We start from the raw sequence: 23,732 nt of genomic DNA on the forward strand, positions 1-23,732 counted from the left end.
TTAGCCTCGTCGGCATGAGCCATCCCCTCGTGACCGCCGCCGAGCTCGACGCCACCCTGACGGGCGGGGGAGTCGTGCGCCTGCTCGACGTCCGGTGGCGGCTCGACCGGCCGGACGGCCGCCCCGCCTTCCGCGAGGGGCACCTGCCCGGCGCCGTCTACGTCGACCTCGACTCCGAGCTCGCCCGGCACGGTGAACCCGTCGAGGGGCGTCATCCGCTGCCCGACCGGGCCGACCTGCAGGCCGCCGCCCGGCGGTGGGGACTCCGCGACGGGGACGCCGTCGTCGTGTACGACGACCTCGGCGGGCAGTCCGCGGCCCGCGCGTGGTGGCTGTTGCGGGCCTCGGGCGTCGCCGACGTGCGTCTGCTCGACGGCGGGCTCGCGGCCTGGACCGACGCGGGCCTGCCCGTCGAACAGGGCGATGCCGACGTGGTGCCCGGCGACGTCACCCTCGGCGACGATCCGTGGCCCGTGATCGACGCCGACGAGGCGTCCGCGTGGCCCTCCACGGGCGTGCTGGTCGACAGCCGGGCCGCCGAGCGCTACCGCGGCGACGTCGAGCCGGTCGACCCGCGAGCCGGTCACGTCCCGGGCGCCGTCAACCTGCCCACTGCGGGCAACCTCGACCCGTCGGGCCGCTTCGTCGACGCCGCCGCGCTGCGGACCCGGTTCGAGGAGGCGGGGGTCACTCCTGCGACGCCGGTGGCCGTCTACTGCGGGTCGGGCATCACGGCGGCCCACAACGCCCTGGCCGCGACGATCGCCGGGTTCGACCCCGTGCTCTTCGCCGGGTCGTGGAGCGCCTGGTCGAACGACCCCGCGCGACCCGTCGCCACCGGCGACCGCCCCGACTGAGTCGCGACCGGGGTCGCCGGGGCGCGGTCCGTCAGTCGGCGTGACCCGGTTCGGGCACGGTCGTCCGGTCGTCGACCACCGCGTCGACGGCGGTTCGACGCAGGTCGTCGATCGCGTTCATCGCCGCGCCCTTCTGGCGATGGCCCTCGGAGGAGGCGATGACCACGCCGTTGCCGGTGGTGAGGGCGAAGCGGTACTCGCCCGAGGCGTCCTGGGTGACGACGAAGGTGCCTGCCATGGGGGTCCCCTTGCACGAAGTGGTGCACGCGCTCTGCGTGGCGACAGCATAGGGCCGCACCCCGGGCGGGAGGCCACGCGCGTCGCGGAGTCGGGTGGCTCCTCCCGCGGGTCGGCCACCGGTAGTACTTGACATGTGACATTCCAACTGCCACACTGTGTGAGTCGGTGCGGCCGCCCGCGAGTCTCGTCCCCCCTCCGAGACCGGGCGGCCGCACCGGTCCGTCTCGGTCGCGCGCCGAGCACACGAGAGCGCCCGGCCCCGGATGGCAGTCGCGGGGTCGGGCGCTCTCGTCGTCCCGGGCGGTGGCCGCGGGTCTCGGGTGCTAGGTCAGTCGGCCAGCAGGACCGCCATGGCGCCCTTCAGGGCCTCGCGGTCGCGGCGCAGCTTGGCGACCTCCGCCTCGAGCTCGGCGACGCGTTCGGCCGTGGCGGCCGACCCCGAGCCCGGGGGGCGACCTCGGCGCGGGGCCGCGGTGGTCGACGGGGCGGGCTCGTCGTCGTCCGAGGTGACGTCGAGTTCCCTCTCGACCGCGTCGTCGGGTGCCGGCGTGGGGGCGGTCGCCCGCTCGTGGGCTCGGATCCAACCGCGCAGGGACTGCTCGCCGACCTCGAACTCGGACGCCGTCTCGCGGATGATCGACCGGTTGCCCGGCTCGGCCTCGCGACGCTCGAGCACCCGGGCGAGCGACTTCTCTCGCGTCTCGTCGCTGTACTTCTGTTCGAAAGGCATGTGCGCTCCTGGTGTCGAGACACGGTGTCGTGTCGGCTCATTGAATAGCCCCCGTGATGACCGTACTGTACGGTGACGTACGAGCGCACGGTTATGACGACAACTCACGTAACCGATCATGTCGCGCATGTTGACGGATGGTGTAACACGACCGTCGATGGGCGTCAGGTGTCGCCGATGCGACCGCCGCCGCCGGGGTGGCGCCCCACGGCGACTCGCGGCGGAACCGCCCGTCCTCCGGGAGTTGTCGAGGCGGACCGCTTAAGGTGTCAGGGTGTGGCGAGCCGACAGACAGCATGACAACGACGACGACGAGAACGACTCCGTCGCCGTCCCGACCGGCGCGCCCACGGGCGTGATCACACCCCACGCCGTCAGCCTCGGGCACCCGGGTCAGTCCCTGGGCAACGTGGCCGAGCCCGTCTGGAACACCTGGCGCGAGTCCCTCCGCCGGGTGGGCGGCCCCTCCACGCTGCTGCACTTCGGCGACTCGCAGCGGTCCCGCATCGAGCTGAGCACGACCCACCCCGGTGGCCTCGCGCAGTTCATCACGGGCAAGACGACCCTGCTCTCCAGCCTGATCCGCGACGACCTCGCCCTGCGCACGGCCCGTGCCGCGGCCGGTGAGATCGCCGCCAAGGGGCTCGAGCTGAGCACGGTCCGCGGCATCGACGCCGTCCACCTGGCCATCGGCGTCGCCGCCTGGTCCTTCGCCGGAGAAGACTTCCGGGCGCCCGTGTTGCTGCGGCCGTTGGCGATCCGTCGCCACGGGCGTGACTTCGAGGTCAAGCTGCTCGGCGAGCCCTTCCTCAACCCGGCGTTGGTCGACGCGCTGCACGACCAGTTCGGCATCACGCTCGACGCCGAGTCCTTCGTCTCCCTCGCCAGCCGAGAGGGGTCGTTCACGCCCAACCCGGTCATCGACCGGCTCCGTGGGCTGACCGCCCACCTCGAGTGGTTCACGGTGCAGCCCCGCCTGGTCGTCTCGACCTTCACCGAGGTCTCGACCGAGATGGCCCTCGACGCCCGCGAGCTGGGGCACCCGGTGCTCGACGCGCTCGCCGGCAACCCGATGGCCATCCGTCAGGTCGAAGAGGCCTACCGCCCGACCACCGCCACGCCGCAGGACGAGCGCAGCCCCGAGACCGACACCCTGCTGCTCGACGCCGATCCCGAGCAAGAGAACGTCGTGGCCCAGATCGCCGCGGGCAACTCGGTCGTCGTCAAGACCCTGCCGGGGACCGGTGGCACGCAGACCATCGTCAACGCGGTGGGTCGTCTGGTGTCGCAGAACAAGCGCGTCCTCGTGGTCAGCGCCCGCCGGGCGACCCTGCGCGGCATCACCAGCCGTCTCGCCGAGGTCGGCCTGCCGGGCGTCGCCGTCAGCCCGACCACGCTGCGTCGTGACGTGATCCGGTCGATCTCCCGCAACGAGAAGGCCACCCACCCGCAGATGGGTGAGGTCGACGACGCCCTCGTGCGCCTCCGCAAGGTGCTCGTCGACTACCGCGGCGCCCTCAGTCGCCGGGATCCCGAGCTCGGCGTCTCGGTGCTCGACTGCCTCACCGAGCTCTCGCGGCTGGCCCTGTTGCCCGCCGCCCCGGCGACCACCGCCCGCCTCAGCCGACGCAGCATCGCCGCCATGGTCGACGGTCGCGGCCGCGTCGCCGAGACGATGGTCGGTGCCGCCAACCTGGGCGAGTTCAAGTACGGCCCGGGCGACTCGCCCTGGTACGGCGCGCGCTTCACCGAGAGCGTCGGGGCCGGTGACGCGCACCAGCTCGCCAAGAACCTCCACCACCGCGACCTGCCGCGTCTGCTCGAGCGCGCCGAAGAGGTGATCGGCAGCACGCGCATGCGCCCGTTCGAGAGCGTCGCCGAGCTCGGCGTCTACCTGCGCCTGCTCACCGAGATCCGCGACACCCTCGACAAGTTCATGCCCGTCGTGTTCGACCGCTCGGTCGCCGAGCTCGTCGCCGCGACGGCGCCGAAGCGCGAGGCGCCCGACATGTCGAGCGCCAACCGACGTCGGCTCAAGAAGCTCGCCCGCGAGTACGTGCGACCCGGCGTCCACATCGCCGACCTGCACGGTGCGCTGCAGCGCATCCAGCAGCAACGCGTCGTCTGGCAGCGCTACGTGTCGGCGGGCACCCCGCCCGAGGTGCCGACGGGCATCGCCGACACGCACGTGCTGCACCAGCAGGTGTCGCAAGACCTCGAACGGCTCGACGGCCCCCTCGGCCTGACGGGTGACGACGGGCTCACCGAGATCGGCATCGTCGAGTTGCAGCAACGTCTCGAGGCCTTGGCCGCCGAGAGCGACGTCCTGCAGAACCTCCAAGAGCGCACCGAGCTCATGACGACCCTGCGCGACCTCGAACTGACCCCGCTGATCACCGACCTGGCCAACCGCCACGTGCCGGAGCACCAGGTCGCGGCCGAACTCGAGCTCGCCTGGTGGCGCTCGGCGCTCGAGTCGCTGCTCGAGGCCGACCGGGCCCTGCTCGGCGCCAACACCGCGATGCTCGACCGACTCGAGGCCGACTTCCGCCTCGTCGACGAGGCCCACGCCGCGGGCAGCGCCCAGTTGCTCGCGTGGCTCCTGGCCGAGAACTGGAAGATCGGGTTGGTGGACTGGCCCGACGAGGCGTCGGCGCTCAAGGGCCTGCTGCGTCAGGGCCACCTCACCGCTCGCCTGCTGCACGACGCGGCTCCGCACTTGTCGCGCGCCATCGCTCCCGTCTGGGTCGCGTCGCCGTACGAGGTCCACACCATCGCCGACACCGTGCCGTTCGACACGGTCGTGCTCGTCGACGCCGGGGCCACGACCCTGGCCGAGAACGTCGGGGCGATCCGTCGGGGCAAGCAGACGGTCGCGTTCGGCGACCCCGTGACCCAGACCCCCTCCGAGTTCGACATCGGCGTCGTGCCGGGCAAGCCGCCCGTCGACGCGGACGAAGAGGCCCTGGCCGCGTCGCACTCCGAGAGCGCCCTGGCGCGGCTCGCGACCCTGCTGCCCACGCTCTCCCTCACGCGCAGCTACCGTGCCGGCGGAGAAGACCTCGCCGAACTCGTCAACCGTCGTTTCTACGGCGGTCGCATCGAGTCCCTCCCCTGGGCGGGCAGCTTCCTCGGCCACGGCAGCATCGCGCTCGACTACGTCTCGGGCGGCACCGCCGTCCCCGATCCCGAGTCCGGTGCCGTCGAGAGCGTCGACGCCGAGGTCGACCGCGTCGTGTCCCTCGTCCTCGAACACGCCCGCACGCGCCCGAGCGAGTCGCTCATGGTCTTGACGGCGTCGGCCAAGCACGCCATCCGCGTTCAGCAGGCCGTGCTGACCGCCGTCTCGGGGCACAAGGACCTGACCGAGTTCGTCGTGGGCGACCGCAGCGAGCCGTTCATGATCGCCACCCTCGAGCAGAGCGTCGCGCAGAGCCGCGACCACGTCGTGTTCTCGATCGGCTACGGCCGCACCCCGCACGGCCGCGTGCTCAGCGACTTCGGGCCGCTCGGCCAGCCGGGTGGCGAGCGCCTGCTGGCCGTGGCCATGACGCGTGCGCGTCGTTCGATGGTCATCGTCACCTGCTTCCAGCCGGGTGACATCGACTCGAGTCGCATGGGCCACGGAACGGTCGCGCTCAGCGAGATCCTCACCGAGGTGCAGGCCCGGACGTCGGCCGAGCACGTCCCCGACGACAGCGAGCCCATGCTCGTCGACCTGGCCCGCCGGCTCGAGGTCAAGGGCATCCCCGTCGCGCTCGGGCACCGGGGCAAGCTCGGTCTCGTCGCCGCCCACGACGGCGTCTGCGTCACGATCGAGACCGACACGACGCTCTCGCGCACCAGCCTGCGCGAGTCGCTGCGCTCGCGTCCCGAGGTGCTGCGGCGGCTCGGCTGGCACTACATCCGCGTGCACGCGTTCCAGCTCTTCACCGATCCCGACGCCGTCGCCGAGCGCGTCGCCGAGGTGCTCGGCATCGGTGACTCGCACACGCACGAGGTGCCGGCCCTGTCGGCCAGCCAGCACGTCAACCGTCGATGACCGCAGGAGGCGCGGCGTCCGAGGGCGACGCCCCTCACGCCCTCGAGGCGGCCGAGCCGAGCCCCCTGGTGGTGCGTCGGCGGTCCGGGCGCCGCGTCAGCACCGACCCGGTGCCGGGCAGCGACCCCACGCCCGCGCCCGAACCCGCTCGGCAGGGGTCGAGCGAGAACGACCAGCGACTGCGTGCCGACGTCCCGCCGCACTGGGGCTGAGTCGGCCTCGGGCGGCGACACACGCCCGGCGTCGGCATGAACCACGAATGCGACGATGACCCCCGATTCCGGGGGGTTCATCGTCGCATTCGGGGTTCACGGGCGGTCGTTGCCCGGGGGAGCCGCCGGGGCGTCAGCGGCTGCCGAGCGGACCGTTCTCGCTGTGGGGGTCGCGCGACTCGAGCACGGGTGCGGCGTGGGAGCCGCCGCCGACGGCGGGTGCGGCCTGCGCACGCAGCAGGTCGCGGATCTCGCTGAGCAGTTCGACGTCGGTCGGCGGGACGTCGGCGGGGGTCTCCTCCGCCTTCTGCTTGGCGAAGGTGCGCTTGAGCAGGTTGTTGACCGGCAGCACGAGCACGAAGTAGACGACGGCCGCGATGATCAGGAACTGGATCGCGGACCCGATGACGGCGCCGAACTTCAGCTGGGCCTCGCCGCCGGCGAGCGTCGGGATCGTGACGATGAGCGCCTCGTCGAGCATGGTCGCGTTGAACGCGGCCCCGATCAGCGGGTTGAACACGTTGGTCACGAGCGACGTCACGATGGCGGTGAAGGCCGCACCGATGACGACCGCGACGGCGAGGTCGATGACGTTGCCGCGCAGGATGAACTCTCTGAAACCCTTCACGGGCGACTCCTTCTGATCGGACGAGATGAGATTCTCGACGTCAAGCAAACCACGGAGGCGCGCTCGGGTGGCCCCGCCGGTCGCCGCGGCCTGTCAGGACGAGCTGGACGAGCCGCCCGACGAGCTCGAACCGGACGAGCTCGAACCGGACGAGCCGGAGCCCGACGAGCCGGAGCCGGACGAGCCGCTGCCGGACGAGGACGAACCCGACCCGCTGCCCGAGGCGCCCGACGAGGACGAGCCGCTCGCGCCTCCTGAGCTCTTGTCGGACGACGATCCCTTCTCGCCGGAGCCGCCCGACGAGCCCGAGCCCGACGTGCCCTTCGAACGCGAGTCGGTGCGGTAGAAGCCCGACCCGTTGAAGGTCACGCCGACGGGGCTGAACACCTTGCGGAGCTTGCCCTGGCAGACCGGGCAGACCGTCAGCGTGTCGTCGGTGAACGACTGGACGATGTCGAAGGCGTTGTCGCACTCGGTGCAGCGGTAGGAGTAGGTGGGCACGGAGGCGCTCCTGAAGGAAGGCGAGTCTAGAACTCGTGGATGCCGGAGGGGGTGACGACGCCGTCGACGGGTTGGTCGTGCCGCTCTCGGGGCACCGACTCGACGTACTCGGGGTCGAACACCACAGCATAGACGGGCGGACGACGCTCCATCGAGCCGAGGGTCTTGTCGAAGTAGCCCCGGCCCCAGCCCATGCGCATGCCGCCGTGGTCGATGGACGCCGCGGGCACGACGATCAGGTCGACGTCGTTGACCGCCATCGGGCTGAGCACCTCGCCGACGGGCTCGGGCAGGTCGAAGAGGCCCCGGGTCTCGCTCTCGCCGTCGCCCACCGCCCAGTCGAGCAGGCCGTCGGCCCGCGTGATCGGGAACAGCACGCGGACGTCGTTCGCGAAGGCCCAGTTCAGGAACGGACGCGTGTTCGGCTCGACGTCGGTCGACAGGTAGGCCGCGATCGAGCGCACCGACAGGCCCGTCGCGAGGTCGGTGAGGTGCCGCGTGATGCCCTCGGTGGCCTGGTCCCTCTCGTGCGCACCCAGGGTGCGACGCTTCTGGCGGATCTCGGCTCGCAGGGCGCGTTTGGCGTTGCCGACGTCGTCAGTCATGACGACGAGCTTAACCGTCCGACTATTAACCTCCGCGAAACGTCGGGGATGGATACGCTGACCCGCATGGGCTTCACGATTTCTAAAGCAGTCATTCCCGCCGCGGGCCTGGGGACACGATTCCTGCCCGCCACGAAAGCAATGCCGAAGGAGATGCTGCCGGTCGTCGACAAGCCGGCGATCCAGTACGTCGTCGAGGAGGCCGTCAACGCCGGCCTCACCGACGTGCTGATGATCACGGGACGCAACAAGAACGCGCTCGAGAACCACTTCGACCACGTCAGCGAGCTCGAGGAGACGCTGAAGAAGAAGGGTGACCACGACAAGCTCGCCAAAGTCAACCAGTCGACCGACCTCGCCGACATGCACTACGTGCGCCAGGGCGACCCGCTCGGCCTCGGCCACGCGGTGCTCCGCGCCAAGATGCACGTCGGTCGCGAGCCGTTCGCCGTGCTGCTCGGTGACGACATCATCGACGCACGCGACCCGCTGCTGACGCGCATGGTCGAGGTGCAGGGGCAGAAGAACGCCACCGTCATCGCCCTCCTCGAGGTCGACCCCTCGCAGACCCACCTCTACGGCATCGCCACGGTCGAGAAGACCGACGAGGACGACGTCGTCAAGGTCACCGGCCTCGTCGAGAAGCCGGCCCAGGGCGAGTCGCCCTCGAACCTGGCCATCATCGGCCGCTACGTCATCCGCCCCGAGGTCTTCGACGTCCTCGAGAAGCAGGAGCCGGGCAAGGGCGGCGAGATCCAGCTGACCGACGCCCTCATGAAGATGGCCGGTGCCGAAGAGTGGACCGGCGGCGTGTACGGCGTCGTCTTCCGTGGCCGTCGGTACGACACCGGCGACAAGCTCGACTACATCAAGGCCATCGTCCAGCTCGCGTCCGACCGCGAGGACATCGGTGGCGAGCTGCGCCCGTGGCTGCAAGAGTTCACCGCCGGGCTCGAGAAGTAAGCAGGCGACTCGTTCCGTGACGAACATCCCCACGCTGACGGAGGGGGCGGTGACCATCCGCCCCCTCCGTCTCCGTGACACCCGCGACCTCGACCAGGCCCTGATGGAGAACCGGTCGTGGCTGCGGCAGTGGGAGGCCACCAACCCGAACGGCTTCACCAGCCACGACGTGCGCGGCAGCATCCGCTCGTTGCAGACGAACGCCCGGGCGGGGCTCGGTCTGCCGTTCGCGATCGAGCTCGACGGCCGGTTCGTCGGCCAGCTGAACGTCTCGGGCATCGCCTACGGCTCGCTCGGCTCGGCCACCATCGGCTACTGGGTGACCCAGGCGGCGGCGGGCCACAACGCGACGCCGATCGCGGTGGCACTCGCGACCGACCACTGCTTCCGGGCACTGGGGCTCCACCGCATGGAGATCTGCATCCGGCCCGAGAACGCCCCCAGCCTGCGCGTCGTCGAGAAGCTGGGCTTCCGGTACGAGGGTCTGCGGCGGCGGTACATCCACATCAACGGTTCGTGGCGCGACCACTTCTGCTTCGCGCTGGTCGCCGAAGAGGTCCCCGAGGGTGTCCTGCGTCGCTGGACCACGGGCACCGTGCCGGTCGGGCAGGGCAGCGTGCCCGCCGACGCCCTGGCCGAGGCCGGGCGCGGGCTGCCGCTCTAGCGACTCCGCCGCGGGGTCGCCCGTCGGGTCGCGAGGCACATCCGTGCCGCGACACGCGGACACACCTGTCGATCAGCGGCCTCCGGGGCCCGCCCGCTCATACCTTGGTCACCATGAACATCGAGTCGTGGGGTGGAGGCGTCGTCCTCGCTCTCGTCGCCGCGCTCTGGCTCGTCTACCTCGTGCCCACCTGGCAGCGCCGACGCGAGTACCTCGCGACCGAACGCAACGCCGTGCGGCTGCAGCAGACCCTGCGCATCCTCGCCCAGACGGCCGAGGTCCCCGACGAGGTGCGCATCGAGGCGAACGCCCGCTCGGTCGCCGACGCGCAGAAGATCCTGCGACACGAGGAGGCGCGGCGCGAGGCCCTGAGGCGTGCGCACGAGGCTGCGCGGCAGCGTGCCGTCACCCGCGAGCTCGCCGCGGCCGCCCCCGTGTTGCGTGCCGCCGACCGCGACCCGGCCCTCGCCGCCCGCCGGCTCCGACGCTCGCGCCTGGTCTCGACCGTGGTGCTCGCCGTCAGCGTCGTCGCCGTCGTCGGCGGCGTCGCCGCGGGCCTGACGTCGTCGTGGGTGCTCGTCGTCGCCGGCCTCCTCTTCGGCGCCGGCGCGGTCGCGATGCTGACCCAGCTCGCCGCCGTGTCGCGGGCGCGCGCCCGCCGGGCGGTCGTCGCCCCCGTCGCGCAGCCGCTCAAGGACTTCTCCGGCGTCCTGGGCGACGGCGTCGTCATCCGCGACGAGCAGGCCTCGGCCGAGTCGCGCCTGTGGACCCCCGTGCCCGTCCCGAAGCCCCTCTACCTGCGGCGCGGCCGCCAGCGCCCCGTCCCCGACGCCTCGGTGGACGCCGCGTCGGCCGACGACGCGGCGGCCGAGCTGCAGCGGGACTCCCGTCGCTCGGTCGAGTCCCTCCGGTCGGCCCAACACGACGCCCTGCGCGAGGCCGCCCGGGCCGAGGCCGCGCTGCAGTCGACGCGACGGGCGTCGGTGGCCCGCACCGCGCCTCCCGCACCCGTCGCGGCTTCCGCCGTCCCCGCCGAGGAGGCGCGGGTCGAGCCGGTCGCGCCCCCTCGCCCCCCGAGTCGCTTCGCCCGCATGGGCATCATCGACGACCTGCCGCAGTCGGACTTCTCGCTCGACGAGGCCCTGCAGCGTCGCCGCGCCGTCTGACCCGCGGAGCGTCCGGCCCGGGTTCATCCGGGTGTCGACGAGGTGCTATCGTGGCAGAGCAGTTTCTGGGGCTATGGCGCAGTTGGTAGCGCGTCTCGTTCGCAATGAGAAGGTCAGGGGTTCGAATCCCCTTAGCTCCACCACATCAGGCCCGGGTCGATCACGACCCGGGCCTTCCTCATTCCGGCGCCGCCGTCGTCGGCCCGAGCGACCTGATGGATCCGCTGTGAGCGGGTGCGGCGGGCCGAGGGCGGTCGTAGCATCCGGGCATGTCACTCGCAGTCAGCATCGTGCAGCACGACGAACACGACCACCCGGTCTGGTACCTGCAGTACTCGTACGCCCGCGCCCTGCCCGGCGCGCCGGCCCGGGGGCCGTACCACTCCCGATCCGAGGCCGAGGAGGCGCTGCGCCACCTGCGCGACGCCGCCCACATGTACGGCGAGTTCGAGATCTCGGTGCTGCCGGCCTGACCACCCCGATTCGGCGCATGACCGCCGAGAGGTTGCGGAGGGTGAATCGATTACGACAGATCGGTAACGAAAACCGGTCGCGCAGCCTGTTCGACCCTCGGGGACGTCGAGATCACGACATGCTTGCCTGATGAGCACTCCGCAGCCGCCCTACGGCTCGTCCGACGAGCCCCGTGACCCTCGCGACGAGAACGGACGCGGCGACCAGACGCCTCCGCCGTCGGCAACCCAGCCCCCGCAGCCGGCCTACGGCACGACGCCCCCGCCGAGTGCTCCTCAGCCCGCCTACGGAGCCCCGCAGCAGCCCTACGGCGGGCAGTCGCAGGGCGACCGCTCGCAGCAGCCCTACGGCGGACAGCCGCAGCAGCCGTACGGCGGCCAGCAGCAGCCCTACGGTGGTGCCCCGACCGGCGCTCCCGCCTACGGTCAGGCCCCGCAGTCGCCTCAGGGCGGCAACGGCCTGGGCATCGCCTCGATCGTCGTCGGCGGCGTCGGACTGCTGCTGTCGTTCGTCGGGTTCGGCGTGATCCCCGCGATCGTCGGCCTCGTGCTCGGCATCATCGCGCTCGTGAAGAAGAAGGGTGCGCGCATGCTCGCCCTGATCGGCACGATCGTGTCGGGGCTGGGCGTCCTGATCGGCATCGCCGTCGTGGTCTTCGGTGTCATCGTCGGGCTCGCCTCCGTCCAGGCCATCAACGAGTCCCTGCCCACGAGCGGCTCGATCGACTCGGGTGACACCGGGACGGCCGACGGCGACGCCTCGGCCGAGAACAACGCCTTCGGCGAGACCTTCACCTACGACGACGGCATCGCCCTGACCGTCTCGGCCCCTGAGGCGTACACGCCCGGCGAGTACTCGAGCGGCGCCGACCAGGCGGCCTCCGTGGTCTTCACCGTGACGATCGAGAACGGCACCGACGCCAACTTCGACCCGATGCCCTACGAGACGGCCACCTCGGGCGGCGTCGAGGCCAGCAAGGTCTACGACTCCGACATCGAGAGCTCGCCCACGACGGTCGTCCCGGCCGGCCAGTCCATCTCGTACCGCATCGTGTTCTCGGTGGCCGACGCCGACCAGATCGTCTTCCAGATGTCCCCGTCGTTCGACTACGACGACGTGGTGTTCACCAGCTGAGCCGTTCCGCGTCCACCGGCCCCGTGTCGGGCGGAGCCCCCGTCGTCCGCGACGGGGGCTCCGTGGCGTCCGGGGCGACCGGTGTCGCGCCTCCTGCACCATGATGGTCGGGTGCCTCCGACGACCCCGACCGATGCCCCGACGCCCCACCTCTCGACCGATCCCGAGCTGCTCGCGCGGCTGAGGGCCGACCTGGCGTCGTCCGGGTTCACGGTCGAGCGGCTGCAGGGTGCCGACGCGTGGGGCTCGCACGCCGGGGCCGCACTCTTCCGCGGCGAGCGGGTCGCGGCCCGTCGTGCCCTCGCCCGCAGCGCGGCTCGCGACGAGTCCGTGCGTCCGGCCGCCACGCTCGCGTCGCTCTTCGTGCTCGGCTACCCGCAGACCGTCGACGCGGTGGCCGGCGCCCTGCCGACCCTGGGTGCCGAGGGCGCGGTCGCCCTCGGGCTCGTGGCGAGGGAGGGCGACTCGGTCCGTGCGCTCGTCGACCTCCGTCCGTACGCCTTCGTCGACGCCTCGGGCGAGGTGAGCTGGTGGATCGCCTCCGACCTCGGCGAGCTCGTCGTCGAGGGGGCGCTGCGCGAGGACCACGTGCTGGGCGTCGGGGGAGCCTCGGCGACGCTCGCCGGCCTGATGATCTCGCGCCAGGTCGACCGGGCGCTCGACCTCGGCACCGGCTGCGGCATCCAGGCGCTGCACGCGGCCCGGCACGCGCGACATGTCGTGGCCACCGACATCTCGCAGCGCGCCCTCGACTACGCGGCGTTCAACGCCGCGCTCAACCTGGTGGACGGCATCGAGCTGAGGTTGGGCAGCCTGTTCGAGCCCGTCGCTGGCGAGACCTTCGACCACGTCGTCTCGAATCCGCCCTTCGTCATCACGCCGCGGGCCGAGGGCGTGCCCGAGTACGAGTACCGCGACGGCGGCATGGTCGGCGACGACCTCGTCGCCTCGGTCGTCGAGGGCCTCGGGCGCCACCTCGCGCCGGGCGGCATCGCACAGCTGCTGGGCAACTGGGAGTCCGGAGGCGCGGGTGCGGTCGCCGGCAAGAGGGGCGCGTACTCGGTCGCCGACTGGGCGGCCCGGGGTGGCGTGCCCGTCGACGTCTGGGTCGTCGAGCGCGAGGTGCAGGACCCGACCGCGTACTCCGAGACCTGGATCCGCGACGGCGGCACCCGACCCGGTTCCGCCGACTTCGAGCGCCTGTACGAGGCGTGGCTCGGCGACTTCGAGGCCCGGGGGGTCGTCGAGGTCGGGTTCGGCTACCTGACGGTGCGTCGGCCCGCGGGCGACGCGAGCCTGCCCGTGGTGCGCACGGAGCGCCTCCTCGGCGGTCTCGGCCAGAACGACGTGGGACTCGGTGCCCACCTGCTCGGCACGCTCGACGCGATCGACCTGCTGCGCGACCTCGACGACGAGCAGCTGGCCGCGAGTCGGCTGGTCGTCGCGGGCGACGTCACCGAGGAGCGCCACTACTGGCCGGGCAACGACGACCCCACGGTCATCTCGTTGCGGCAGGGCGGCGGCTTCGCCCGCACGATCGACTCGGGCACGGCCCTGTCGGCCCTGGTCGGTGCCTGCGACGGCGAGCTCAGCGTCGGGGCCATCGTCGGCGCCCTGGCCCAGCTGCTCGGGGCCGACGAGGCCGCTCTGCGGGCGGACCTGCTGCCGCAGGTCCGCGAACTGGTGACGACGGGCATGCTGCGGGCCTGAGCCGGACGGGCGTGTCCCGTCCCGGGCCCGGAAGACGTGCCGGGCGCCGGCCGGACGGGGTCAGGCGGGCGGGGTGACAGTCGCCAGCGCGAGGCGCCAGACGAGCTCGACGTGCTCGGCCATGTCGGTGGCGGGGTCGAGCATCCACTGGATCTGCATGCCGTCGCTGACCGCGAGCAGGACGGTCGCGAGTCGGGTGGGGTCGACGCCCGCCGGCACCTCGCCCCGTCGCTGTCGGGCGGTGATCGCCTCGGCGACCTGGGCGCGGATCGACGCGTAGCGCTCGACGAAGTACGCGTGGGCGGCATGGCTCGGATCGCTCGTCGCAGCCGTCGACATGCTGGCGAACAGCTGGACCAGCCCGGGCACGTCGGCGTTGTGCCGGATGACGGTGATCAACTGCTCGACGATGTCCGCCTGCGGGTCGGCGAGCGCGAGGTCGACCTCGTCGCGTCGACGCAGGATGGCCGTAAAGAGTTCGTCCTTGCTGTCGAAGTAGTGCAGCAGCCCGGCCTGGCTGAGGCCGACCGAGTCGGCGAGCTCCCGGACCGACGTGCCGCGGAAGCCGTTGCGGGAGACCACCTCGAGCGCCGTGTCGAGGATCTCCGTGCGCTTGGCCACACCCTTCGCGTACGAACCCCGTTGTGCCATGCGGTCAGGCTAGCGCGACCGTCGGCGCTCGGGCCCGAAACCCACCGCCACTCGGTTTTCGCTGGTAGCGTCACGTCATGACCCTCCACCACGACGGCGACGCGGCCGACGACCAGATCCCTGACGACCAGGCCCGGGACGACCCGGCCCGGGACGACCAGGCCCGACTGACAGAGTTGCTCGGGCGACTCACGCTCGACGAGAAGGTGCAGCTGCTCACCGGCCGCGACTTCTGGACGACCCACCCGAACGAGAAGATCGGCCTGCGGCGCATCCTGGTCAGCGACGGCCCCAGCGGGGTGCGCGGCGAGGTGTGGGACGAGCGCTCGCCGTCCCTGAACCTGCCCAGCGCCTCCTCGTTGTCGTCGTCCTGGGACCCCGACCTGGCCCGTCGTTACGGTGCCGCGGCCGCGGTCGAGGCCCGCCGCAAGGGCGTCGACGTCGTGCTCGGCCCGACCATCAACCTGCACCGGTCACCCCTCGGCGGTCGGCACTTCGAGGCGTTCAGCGAGGACCCGGTGCTCACCGCCGAGCTCGCCGCCGCGTACGTCCACGGCGTGCAGGACAACGGCGTCGGCGCGACCCCCAAGCACTACGTCGCCAACGACTACGAGACGGACCGCTTCACCGCGAGCACCGTGGTGAGCGACCGGGCCCTGCGCGAGCTCTACCTGCTGGCGTTCGAGAAGGCCGTCACCGAGGCGCACGCCTGGCTGGTCATGTCGTCGTACAACTCGATCAACGGCGTGACCGCGACCGAGAACGAGCTGCTCGAGACGCCGCTGAGCAGCGAGTGGGGCTTCGACGGCGTCGTGGTCAGCGACTGGACCGGCGTGCGGAGCGTCGAGAGCGCGAAGCACTCGCAAGACCTCGTGATGCCCGGCCCGGACGGTCCCTGGGGCGACGCCCTCGTCGCCGCCGTGCGGGCGGGAGAGGTGCCGGAGGCCTCGATCGACCGCAAGGTGCTGCGCCTGTTGCAGCTCGCCGCCCGCGTCGGAGCCCTCGACGGCTTCGAGCCGGTCGCCGCGACGCCGACCACGGTCGAGGACGGCATCGCCTTCGTCCGCGAGGCCGCGGCCGCCGGCACCGTCCTGGCCCACGACCGGGGAGGCGCGGTGCCGGTCGACCCCGCGACCGTCCGGTCCGTCGCCGTCGTCGGCCACAACGCGCGGTTCGCGCGGACCCAGGGTGGTGGCAGCGCCACCGTGCTGCCCGAGAAGGTCGTCACGCCCGTCGAGGGCATCGAGCAGGCCTTCCCCGACGCCACCGTCACCTACTCGGTCGGCGCCGTCGTGCAAGAGGGCGTGGCCGAGCTGCCCCTCGACCGCATCGCCAATCCCGAGACGGGCGAACCCGGCGTCCGTGTGTCGTTCCGCTCGGGCGACGACGAGCTGTTCTCGGAGGACCGTCGGGCCACCGCGCTCGTCTGGTTCGGTGGCGACGCCCCCATCGAGCGCAGCGACACGGTGCGCTTCTCGACCCGCTACACGCCGGAGGTCACGGGCGAGATCCTGCTCGGCGTGGCCTCGGTCGGCCACTCGGTCATCCGCGTCGACGGCGAGGTCGTGCTCGACGGCACGAGCGAGGCCGTCGGCGACGACCTCGGCGCGGCGTTCCTCGCACCGCCGTCGCAGTCGGCGGCCGTGACGGTCGTCGAGGGGCGACCGATCGACGTCGTCATCGACCACACCATCGGGGCGAGCGCACTCGGCGGAGCCCTGAGCTACACCTTCGGCATCGAGCCCGACGACGCCGACCCGTCCGGGCTGATCGACGAGGCCGTCGCGGCCGCGGCGGCCGCCGACCTGACGATCGTCGTGGTGGGCACGAACAGCAAGGTCGAGTCCGAGGGCTTCGACCGCACCTCGCTCGACCTGCCCGGACGCCAGGACGAGCTCGTCTCGCGCGTGGCGGCGGCCGCCGCGACGACCGTCGTGGTCGTCAACGCGGGGTCGCCGGTCACGATGCCGTGGCGTGACGAGGTCGACGCCCTGTTCCTCACCTGGTTCGGTGGTCAGGAGTACGGCCACGCGCTCGGCGACGTCCTCACCGGTGCCGTCGAGCCCGGCGGCCGCCTGCCCACGACGTGGCCCGCCACGCAGGCGGACGTGCCCGTGATCGACGTCACCCCCGTCGACGGCGAGGTCGTCTACGACGAGGGCATCCACGTCGGCTACCGCGCCTGGCTGAAGGCCGGCACGACCCCGGCCTACCCGTTCGGGCACGGCCTCGGCTACACGACCTGGTCGCTCTCGGGCCTCGACGCGACCTCGACGGTGAGCGCAGGAGGCGCGGTGCAGGTGGCCGTCGACGTCACCAACACCGGCGCCCGCGAGGGCAAGCACGTGGTCCAGGTCTACGCCTCGCGCCCCGACTCCGTGGTCGACCGTCCGGTGCGGTGGCTCGTCGGGTTCGCGCCCGTCGTGGTGCAGGCCGGGGGGACGAGCCGTGTCGATGTGACCGTCCCGGCCCGGGCGTTCGCCGACTGGCGCGAAGGGTCCTGGGCCCACGAGCCGGGCGCCTTCACGGTGCACGTCGGGTCGTCCGTCGCCGAGCTGCCGCTCGAGGCGACGGTCGTGCTCGAGCGGTGAGGCGCGCCGCGTGACGCGACCCGCGCCTCCTGGTCCGTCGGATCAGGAGGCGCGGGTCGTCGATGCGCCGAGGGGGCGTCAGCCGCGGTGGTTGCCCGTGCGCTCGCCCCACTCGCGCCACGAGTACTCGGGCACGAAGCCGAGCAGGTCGCGGGCCTTGTCGCTGCTGAGCAGCGGCTCGACTCCCTCGACCGCCCGGCGCTTCTCGACCTGCGGCCAGTACTGCTCGGCGAGCACGGCCGTCGGCGTGTTCATCACGGTGTCGGACGCCGCGATGATGAACGCCTCGAAGCCGACGAGGTCGCTCTCGAGCGCCTTGCGCACGGCCTGGGCGCCGTCGCGGGCGTCGATGTACGAGAACAGGTTGAAGGTGCGCTTCTCGGGCGTCTCGTCGAAGGGGTACTCCGAGTAGTCGCCGTCGTCCATCACGTTCGAGAAGCGCAGGCCGATCAGCTTGAGCTGACGGTCCCACCGCGTGAAGTGCCGCGCCATCTCCTCCTCGACGGCCTTGCCCAGCGAGTACGACGACTCGGGGCGCACGGCGTACTCCTCGTCGAGCGGCAGGTACGGCGGATCGATGTCGAACGGGATGCCGAGCAGGGTCTCGCTCGAGGCCCAGACGACGTTGCGGATCTTCGCGGCACGGGCGGCCGCGAACACGTTGTAGCTCGACGTCACGTTGTTCGTGAAGAGGGCGGCGTTCGGCACCAGGCCGGGGGCCGGGATGGCGCCGAGGTGCACGACGGCGTCGATGTGGTCGTACCGGTCGTCCACGCTCGTGAGCGCCTGGGCGACCTGGCCGTAGTCGGTCAGGTCGACCTTGACGAAGACGACGCCCTCGACGGGGTCGGGGCTGGGGACGCGGTCGAGCAGGACGACCTCGTAGCCGTGTTCGGCGAGGTCGCGGACGACGGCACGGCCGAGCTTGCCGCTGCCGCCGGTGACGGCGACTCGGGTGGTGGGGGTGCGGGGAGACGACATCGTCGGCCCTTTCTGCCGGACGCCCGGCGGGTCTGGGGTGCGCGGATCGGGCTCCGCGCCTCCGTCGTTTCTACTAGTCGGCGGGCGTCAGTGGTCGGACGCGGGTGGTCGGGCCGACTCCGTCCCGACGCCCGGGAGGCGCGGCGGCGGTCCGCATCCGCTGGGAGCCGTGTCGGACGTGCCGGGTAGCTTCGGCCTGACCGGGGTCGACCGTCGGCCCCCGAGAGAGGCCCCCATGAGCACGCCCACGAACCCCGCGAACCACGACGCCGACGAGCGCACCGACCCGGCCGCCGTGCACGGCGACAGCCCCGAGGAGGTCGAGCTGAACGGCGAGTCCCCGGCCGACGAGGCCGCCGTCGAAGGTGCCGTCGACCAGGTCGACGGGCTCCTCGGCGGCCCGGGACGCATCGCCTGAGCCGTCGGGCCGGTCGGAGCGTCAGCCGATCGGCTGCAGCGAGTGGAAGGCGGTGCCGTGGTAGACGAGCGGCGCCGCCGTGTCGTCGACCCGGGCGCCGAGCACCTGCAGGATGACCACGACGTGGTCGCCGGCGGGCACCTCGCGGTGCACCACGCACTCGAGCCGCAGCGGGGTGCCCGACACCAGGACGGCCCCGTCGTCGGTGACGACGTGGTCGACGTCGGCGAACCGGGCGGCGCGCGTGCGCGACGAGAGCTGACGACAGAGCAGGCCCTGGTCGGCGGCGAGCACCGAGACGCCGAGGCGCGGTGCCGTGCGCAGGCGGGCCCAGGTCGCCGAGTCCTGACGCGCGGAGAACGTCACCATCGGCGGGTCGAACGAGGCCCCGACCGTGAAGCTCGAGACGACCATGCCGTCCGGGCCGTCGACCCCGGTGGCGGCGAGCGCGGCGACCCCGCTCGGGAAGGCGGCGAACGCCGAGCGTTCGACCGGGTCGAGCGACGTGGTGCGGGTCATCGGGGCTCCCGTCGAGAGATGTGAACCAGTTGGTTCATCGCGACGTTAGCCGTCCGGTGTTTCATCCGGATTACGAGGTGTTCCAATCACCTGGAAGTCACCCACCACCTCGGGCATCGTCCGAGGTACGGTGTAGTGCGCTCACCGGCTGGTTACCGGGGCGCCCGTTCCCGTCAAGCGGCCGACGAACGCAGCGTGGTCTCCTGATCCGACTTCGTGAGGTCATCGGCCGTGGGTCCGGTGGGCACGCCCTGGTCCGAGCTCCGCTCGTCGACCGGGGCGTGCCCTCTTCTCGTCCCGGAGGTCGTCGCGGACCGCGCGTCCTCGGGGTCGCGAGTCGCGCCTCCTCGTGCTTTACTTGAGGCCCCCTCACCTCGTGGAGGTTCAGGGCACGAGGCGGGGGGCCGGCCGCGGGGGCGTCGTCGCGCTCCCGCGGCCGGACGACCCGTCCGTGGTCGTCGCCCTCGGACCGGTGGATGGTGCAGGGTTGACTCATCATGTCGCCCGCTCCTGTCGCCCCCCTCGCCGCCCTGCTCCCCTCGACGCCGGGCGCCGACTCGTACGACGCCGACACGGCGTACACGGCCTTCGCCGAGTGGGCCGAGTCGCGGGGGCTGCCCCTCTACCCGGCCCAGGACGAAGCGATGATGGAGCTCGTCGGAGGCGCGTCGGTGATCCTCAGCACGCCGACCGGCACGGGAAAGTCGCTCGTCGCGGCCGGCGCCCACTTCGTCGCCCTGAGCCAGGGCGGGCGGTCGTACTACACGGCCCCGATCAAGGCCCTGGTCAGCGAGAAGTTCTTCGCGTTGGTCGAGCTCTTCGGGCCCGAGAACGTCGGCATGGTGACCGGCGACTCGTCGGTGAACTCCGACGCGCCGATCATCTGCTGCACGGCCGAGATCCTCGCGAACCTGGCCCTGCGGCACGGGGCCGACGCCGCCGTCGACCAGGTCGTGATGGACGAGTTCCACTTCTACGGCGACCAGTCGCGCGGCTGGGCCTGGCAGGTGCCGCTGTTGCTGCTGCCGCGTGCGCAGTTCCTGCTGATGTCGGCGACGCTGGGGGACGTCACCCGCATCACCGACGACCTCGCGCGGCGCACCGGTCGGCCCGTGGCGCGGGTCACGGGTGTCGAGCGTCCCGTCCCGCTGCACTACTTCTACGCGCAGACGCCCGTGCAGGAGACGGTCGAAGAACTGCTCTCGACCGGCGAGGCGCCCGTCTACGTCGTGCACTTCTCCCAGGCCGCGGCGCTCGAGCGGGCGCAGGCGCTGTCGAGCATCAAGGTCGCCAGCCGCGAGCAGCGCGACGAGATCGCCGAACTGATCGGCGGTTTCCGGTTCAGCACCGGGTTCGGCAAGACCCTCAACCGCCTGGTGCGCTCGGGCATCGGCGTGCACCACGCGGGCATGCTGCCCAAGTACCGTCGCCTCGTAGAGCAACTGGCGCAACGCGGCCTGCTGCGGGTCATCTGCGGCACGGACACGCTCGGCGTCGGCATCAACGTGCCGATCCGCACGGTGTTGCTTACGGCGCTGACCAAGTTCGACGGCACCCGCATGCGCCAGGTCAGCGCGCGAGAGTTCCACCAGATCGCCGGGCGGGCCGGTCGCGCGGGCTACGACACCTCGGGCACGGTCACGCTCCAGGCGCCCGAGCACGAGATCGACAACCTCAAGCAGATCGAGCGGGCGGGCGACGACCCGAAGAAGAAGCGCAAGATCGTCCGCAAGAAGGCGCCCGACGGCTTCGTGTCCTGGGGTGAGCCCAGCTTCACCAAGCTCATCGCCGCCGAGCCGGAGGCGCTGACCTCGCACATGCAGGTCACCCACGCCATGCTGCTCAACGTCATCGGGCGCGGCGGCGACGTCTTCGCCAACGTGCGCTCGCTGGTCTTCGACAACCACGAGCCCCTCGCCAAGCAGTACGCCATGGCCCGGCAGGCCATCTCGATCTACCGCACGCTGCGCACCGCCGAGGTCGTCGTACAAGAGGCCTCGCCCGACGGAGGCGCTCCGACCATCCGCCTGACCGTCGACCTGCAGGCCAACTTCGCCCTCAACCAGCCGTTGTCGCCCTTCGCCCTGGCGACCTTCGAGGTGCTCGACGTCGAGTCGCCCACCTACGCCCTCGACATGGTGTCCGTGGTCGAGGCGACCCTCGACGACCCCCGGCCGATCCTGTCGCAGCAGCAGTTCAAGGCCCGCGGCGAGGCCGTGGCCGCGATGAAGTCCGAGGGCATCGAGTACGACCAGCGCATGGAACTCCTCGAGGAGGTCACCTGGCCCAAGCCGCTCGACGAGTTGTTGACCGCCCTGTTCGAGACGTACGCGGCCTCGCAGCCCTGGATCGGCGACTTCGCGCTCAGCCCCAAGTCGGTCGTGCGCGACCTGTACGAGCGCGCCATGACGTTCGGCGACTTCGTGGCCTTCTACGGGTTGGCCCGCTCCGAGGGGCTCGTGCTGCGCTACCTGTCCGACGCCTTCCGTGCGTTGCGGCAGACGGTGCCGGACGAGGCCAAGACCGACGAGCTGGTCGACGTCATCGAGTGGCTCGGCGAACTCGTCCGGCAGGTCGACTCCAGCCTGCTCGACGAGTGGGAAGAGATGGTGAACCCGAGCGAGCTCGAGGCCCACGACGAGATCGTGCCCCCGACGCTCCGCAACCTCACCGCCAACGCGCGGGCCTTCCGGATCATGGTGCGCAACGAGCTGTTCCGTCGCGTCGAACTCGCCGCCCGCGACGACGCGGACGCCCTCGGGGCCCTCGACGCGGGCTCGGGCTGGGACGCCGACCGCTGGGGCGAGGCCCTCGACCGGTACTACGACGAGTACGACTCCATCGGCACGGACGCCGCGGCCCGGGGGCCGCAGATGCTCCAGGTCGAGCAACTGCCCACGGTGTGGCGGGTGCGGCAGATCCTCGCCGACCCCGAGGGCGACCACGACTTCGGCATCTCGGCCGTGGTCGACCTCGCCTCGAGCGACGAGCGAGGCGAGGCCGTCGTGACCGTCACGGCCGTCGGGCCGGCCTCCGAGCGGAGCCGACCGTCACCCGTCGAGGGGTAATCTCGTAGGGTCGCGCCCCACCCCGGCAGCCGACCAGCTCCACCCGCGTTCCACCACGAAGAGGTCGCCATGTCTCGTCTGTCCGGCAAAGTCGCCATCGTCACCGGGGCAGCCTCGGGCATCGGCGAGGCGATCGTCCGCCGGTTCGCCGACGAGGGGGCCCGGGTCGTCGCGACCGACATCGTCGACGGGGCGGCCGTGGCCGCCGAGACGGGGGCCGAGTTCGTGCAGCACGACGTCGCCAACGGCGGCGACTGGAAGCGCGTCATGGACCGCATCGCCGAGCACTACGGCCGACTCGACGTGCTGGTCAACAACGCCGGCATCGTCTCGGGTCAGTCGATCGACGTCACCCAGCTCGAGAGCTGGAACCGCGTCTTCGCGGTCAACGTCACCGGCGTCATGCTCGGCACGCGCTTCGCCATCGAGCAGATGCGCGCGAACCCCGACGGCGAGGGCGGGTCGATCATCAACCTGGCTCCGGCGACGTCCTTCCTCGGCTTCGGTGACGACGCGGCCTACACGGCGAGCAAGCACGCGCTGGTCGGGCTCACCCGGTCGAGTGCCGCTCACGCCGCCCAAGAGGGCTGGAACATCCGCATCAACTCGCTCCACCCCGGCCCGACCGACACCGCCCTGTTCCGCCGTCAGGTCGAGGCCCAGCCGCAGGTGCTCGACGCGTTCCGCGCCATGAGCCCGCGGGGTCGACTCGCCAAGCCCGACGAGGTCGCCGGGCTCGCCCTGCACCTCGCGAGCGACGACTCGGCCTTCTCGACCGGCGCCCAGTTCGTCGTCGACGGCGGGCTGTCGAGCACGCACCCCTCGATGTAGCCGCGCTGCGCTGCCCTGCGTGGTCCGGCACCGCGTTTCGTGCACGGCACCGCGTCTAGATCAGGTGCGGTGCACGATTCGCGGTGCGGTGCGGGCGGGGTGCGTCAGAAGAGCGTCGCCGGAGGCGCGGGCGGGGTCGCCGGTGCCGCGATCGGGGCGGTCGTGGCGACCGGTGCCCCCGGCCAGCCGGGCCCGGACGGCACGTCGGTGCGGTTCTGGAACGCCGTGGCCGCGCCCCGGGCCCGCACGTCGGCCGCCTCGTTCATCTCGTGGCCGACGTGGCCGCGGACCCACTCGAAGCGCACCTTCCGCCCGGCCAGGGCGGCGTCGAGCTCCTTGAGGATCTCGACGTTGAGCACGGGCTTGCCGTCGGCCTTCCGCCATCCCTTGCGCTTCCAGCCGGGCATCCACTCGGTGCAGGCCTTGATCGTGTACTGGCTGTCGCACAGGATGTGCAGGTCGTCGTCGGAGCCGGCCGTGGCGCGCAGCAGCTCGAGCACGGCGGTGAGCTCGCCCTGGTTGTTGGTGGCACGCGGCCAGCCGCCGGCCGCCCACCGCTCGTCGTCCACGTACCAGGCCCATCCGGCGGGGCCGGGGTTGCCGAGGGCCGATCCGTCTGCTGCGGCGGTGATGGTCATGCGGGGTGCTCCTTGCGTCGACGGGTTGCCGGTCCACGGTAACGTGCCGGGCGCGACCGACCGGACCCGCGCCTCCTGCGGGGGTGTCGGCGATCGCCCGGTGGGGTGG

The 23,732-nt window shown here is 71.9% G+C and carries 22 protein-coding genes and 1 tRNA gene; 14 read left to right on the forward strand and 9 right to left on the reverse strand.

What is annotated here, in order from left to right:
- The first annotated feature begins 14 nt into the window (after window positions 1-14).
- Window positions 15-857, forward strand: coding sequence for a sulfurtransferase (locus ACVJ1F_RS04625; protein WP_456884956.1), 843 nt, complete (start codon window positions 15-17; stop codon window positions 855-857).
- Between the two features lie 31 nt (window positions 858-888).
- Here the strand turns inward: ACVJ1F_RS04625 and ACVJ1F_RS04630 are convergent, their stop codons facing one another.
- Both ACVJ1F_RS04630 and ACVJ1F_RS04635 read right to left on the reverse strand, forming a co-directional pair.
- Window positions 889-1,095: a YegP family protein gene (locus tag ACVJ1F_RS04630; protein WP_123571645.1), complete on the reverse strand. Its 207-nt coding sequence runs from the start codon at window positions 1,093-1,095 to the stop codon at window positions 889-891.
- A gap of 330 nt (window positions 1,096-1,425) precedes the next feature.
- Window positions 1,426-1,827, reverse strand: a complete 402-nt coding sequence (locus ACVJ1F_RS04635) for a hypothetical protein (RefSeq protein ID WP_056049005.1) — start codon at window positions 1,825-1,827, stop codon at window positions 1,426-1,428.
- A gap of 274 nt (window positions 1,828-2,101) precedes the next feature.
- On the opposite strand from ACVJ1F_RS04635, the gene ACVJ1F_RS04640 reads away from it, so the two are divergent.
- Window positions 2,102-5,869, forward strand: coding sequence for an AAA family ATPase (locus tag ACVJ1F_RS04640; RefSeq protein WP_159827284.1), 3,768 nt, complete (start codon window positions 2,102-2,104; stop codon window positions 5,867-5,869).
- On the forward strand, window positions 5,866-6,081 hold the full coding sequence (locus tag ACVJ1F_RS04645; protein WP_056048999.1) for a hypothetical protein: 216 nt from the start codon (window positions 5,866-5,868) through the stop codon (window positions 6,079-6,081). The genes ACVJ1F_RS04640 and ACVJ1F_RS04645 overlap by 4 nt, the downstream gene beginning before the upstream one ends.
- A gap of 133 nt (window positions 6,082-6,214) precedes the next feature.
- Here ACVJ1F_RS04645 and mscL read toward each other — a convergent pair whose 3' ends face one another.
- From mscL to ACVJ1F_RS04660, 3 genes are all read right to left on the reverse strand, one after another.
- Window positions 6,215-6,709, reverse strand: a complete 495-nt coding sequence (gene mscL, locus ACVJ1F_RS04650; protein ID WP_456884959.1) for a large conductance mechanosensitive channel protein MscL — start codon at window positions 6,707-6,709, stop codon at window positions 6,215-6,217.
- Between the two features lie 93 nt (window positions 6,710-6,802).
- Complete coding sequence (locus tag ACVJ1F_RS04655; protein WP_456884961.1) at window positions 6,803-7,210, reverse strand: FmdB family zinc ribbon protein; 408 nt, start codon at window positions 7,208-7,210, stop codon at window positions 6,803-6,805.
- Window positions 7,211-7,236: 26 nt separating this feature from the next.
- Complete coding sequence (locus ACVJ1F_RS04660) at window positions 7,237-7,815, reverse strand: 5-formyltetrahydrofolate cyclo-ligase (protein ID WP_056048994.1); 579 nt, start codon at window positions 7,813-7,815, stop codon at window positions 7,237-7,239.
- A 48-nt stretch (window positions 7,816-7,863) separates the two neighbouring features.
- Between ACVJ1F_RS04660 and galU the strand changes: the two genes are divergently transcribed.
- The 7 genes from galU (at window position 7,864) to ACVJ1F_RS04695 (ending at window position 13,926) form a co-directional block, all read left to right on the forward strand.
- Complete coding sequence (gene galU, locus ACVJ1F_RS04665) at window positions 7,864-8,778, forward strand: UTP--glucose-1-phosphate uridylyltransferase GalU (RefSeq protein ID WP_369794403.1); 915 nt, start codon at window positions 7,864-7,866, stop codon at window positions 8,776-8,778.
- A gap of 16 nt (window positions 8,779-8,794) precedes the next feature.
- Entirely contained in the window at window positions 8,795-9,442 is a 648-nt protein-coding gene (locus tag ACVJ1F_RS04670) for a GNAT family N-acetyltransferase (RefSeq protein WP_456884963.1), read from the forward strand.
- A gap of 113 nt (window positions 9,443-9,555) precedes the next feature.
- Window positions 9,556-10,608, forward strand: a complete 1,053-nt coding sequence (locus ACVJ1F_RS04675; protein WP_456884964.1) for a hypothetical protein — start codon at window positions 9,556-9,558, stop codon at window positions 10,606-10,608.
- A gap of 67 nt (window positions 10,609-10,675) precedes the next feature.
- Window positions 10,676-10,751, forward strand: a tRNA-Ala gene (locus ACVJ1F_RS04680).
- A gap of 126 nt (window positions 10,752-10,877) precedes the next feature.
- The gene (locus ACVJ1F_RS04685) at window positions 10,878-11,081 is read left to right on the forward strand and encodes a hypothetical protein (RefSeq protein ID WP_056048981.1); all 204 of its coding nucleotides are present in this window, start codon (window positions 10,878-10,880) and stop codon (window positions 11,079-11,081) included.
- A 130-nt stretch (window positions 11,082-11,211) separates the two neighbouring features.
- Entirely contained in the window at window positions 11,212-12,216 is a 1,005-nt protein-coding gene (locus ACVJ1F_RS04690) for a hypothetical protein (RefSeq protein ID WP_456884965.1), read from the forward strand.
- A gap of 111 nt (window positions 12,217-12,327) precedes the next feature.
- On the forward strand, window positions 12,328-13,926 hold the full coding sequence (locus tag ACVJ1F_RS04695) for a DUF7059 domain-containing protein (RefSeq protein ID WP_456884966.1): 1,599 nt from the start codon (window positions 12,328-12,330) through the stop codon (window positions 13,924-13,926).
- 60 nt (window positions 13,927-13,986) lie between these two features.
- Here ACVJ1F_RS04695 and ACVJ1F_RS04700 read toward each other — a convergent pair whose 3' ends face one another.
- Complete coding sequence (locus ACVJ1F_RS04700; RefSeq protein WP_456884967.1) at window positions 13,987-14,577, reverse strand: TetR/AcrR family transcriptional regulator; 591 nt, start codon at window positions 14,575-14,577, stop codon at window positions 13,987-13,989.
- A gap of 77 nt (window positions 14,578-14,654) precedes the next feature.
- Between ACVJ1F_RS04700 and ACVJ1F_RS04705 the strand changes: the two genes are divergently transcribed.
- Complete coding sequence (locus ACVJ1F_RS04705; RefSeq protein WP_456884968.1) at window positions 14,655-17,168, forward strand: beta-glucosidase; 2,514 nt, start codon at window positions 14,655-14,657, stop codon at window positions 17,166-17,168.
- Between the two features lie 78 nt (window positions 17,169-17,246).
- Here ACVJ1F_RS04705 and ACVJ1F_RS04710 read toward each other — a convergent pair whose 3' ends face one another.
- Window positions 17,247-18,149, reverse strand: a complete 903-nt coding sequence (locus tag ACVJ1F_RS04710) for an NAD-dependent epimerase/dehydratase family protein (protein WP_402752841.1) — start codon at window positions 18,147-18,149, stop codon at window positions 17,247-17,249.
- 235 nt (window positions 18,150-18,384) lie between these two features.
- Here ACVJ1F_RS04710 and ACVJ1F_RS04715 point away from each other — a divergent pair, with 235 nt between their 5' ends.
- On the forward strand, window positions 18,385-18,567 hold the full coding sequence (locus ACVJ1F_RS04715) for a hypothetical protein (protein ID WP_456884969.1): 183 nt from the start codon (window positions 18,385-18,387) through the stop codon (window positions 18,565-18,567).
- A 21-nt stretch (window positions 18,568-18,588) separates the two neighbouring features.
- On the opposite strand, the gene ACVJ1F_RS04720 is transcribed toward ACVJ1F_RS04715, so the two are convergent.
- Complete coding sequence (locus tag ACVJ1F_RS04720; protein ID WP_159827263.1) at window positions 18,589-19,086, reverse strand: flavin reductase family protein; 498 nt, start codon at window positions 19,084-19,086, stop codon at window positions 18,589-18,591.
- Window positions 19,087-19,583: 497 nt separating this feature from the next.
- Between ACVJ1F_RS04720 and ACVJ1F_RS04725 the strand changes: the two genes are divergently transcribed.
- Window positions 19,584-22,154 (forward strand): DEAD/DEAH box helicase, encoded by a 2,571-nt coding sequence (locus ACVJ1F_RS04725; RefSeq protein ID WP_456884970.1) that lies wholly within the window; start codon window positions 19,584-19,586, stop codon window positions 22,152-22,154.
- Window positions 22,155-22,223: 69 nt separating this feature from the next.
- Window positions 22,224-22,985, forward strand: coding sequence for an SDR family NAD(P)-dependent oxidoreductase (locus tag ACVJ1F_RS04730; protein WP_043596555.1), 762 nt, complete (start codon window positions 22,224-22,226; stop codon window positions 22,983-22,985).
- A 104-nt stretch (window positions 22,986-23,089) separates the two neighbouring features.
- Here the strand turns inward: ACVJ1F_RS04730 and ACVJ1F_RS04735 are convergent, their stop codons facing one another.
- Window positions 23,090-23,623, reverse strand: a complete 534-nt coding sequence (locus ACVJ1F_RS04735) for a ribonuclease H family protein (RefSeq protein ID WP_456884971.1) — start codon at window positions 23,621-23,623, stop codon at window positions 23,090-23,092.
- Between the last annotated feature and the right edge of the window lie 109 nt (window positions 23,624-23,732).

Source organism: Frigoribacterium sp. 2355 (assembly GCF_054060695.1).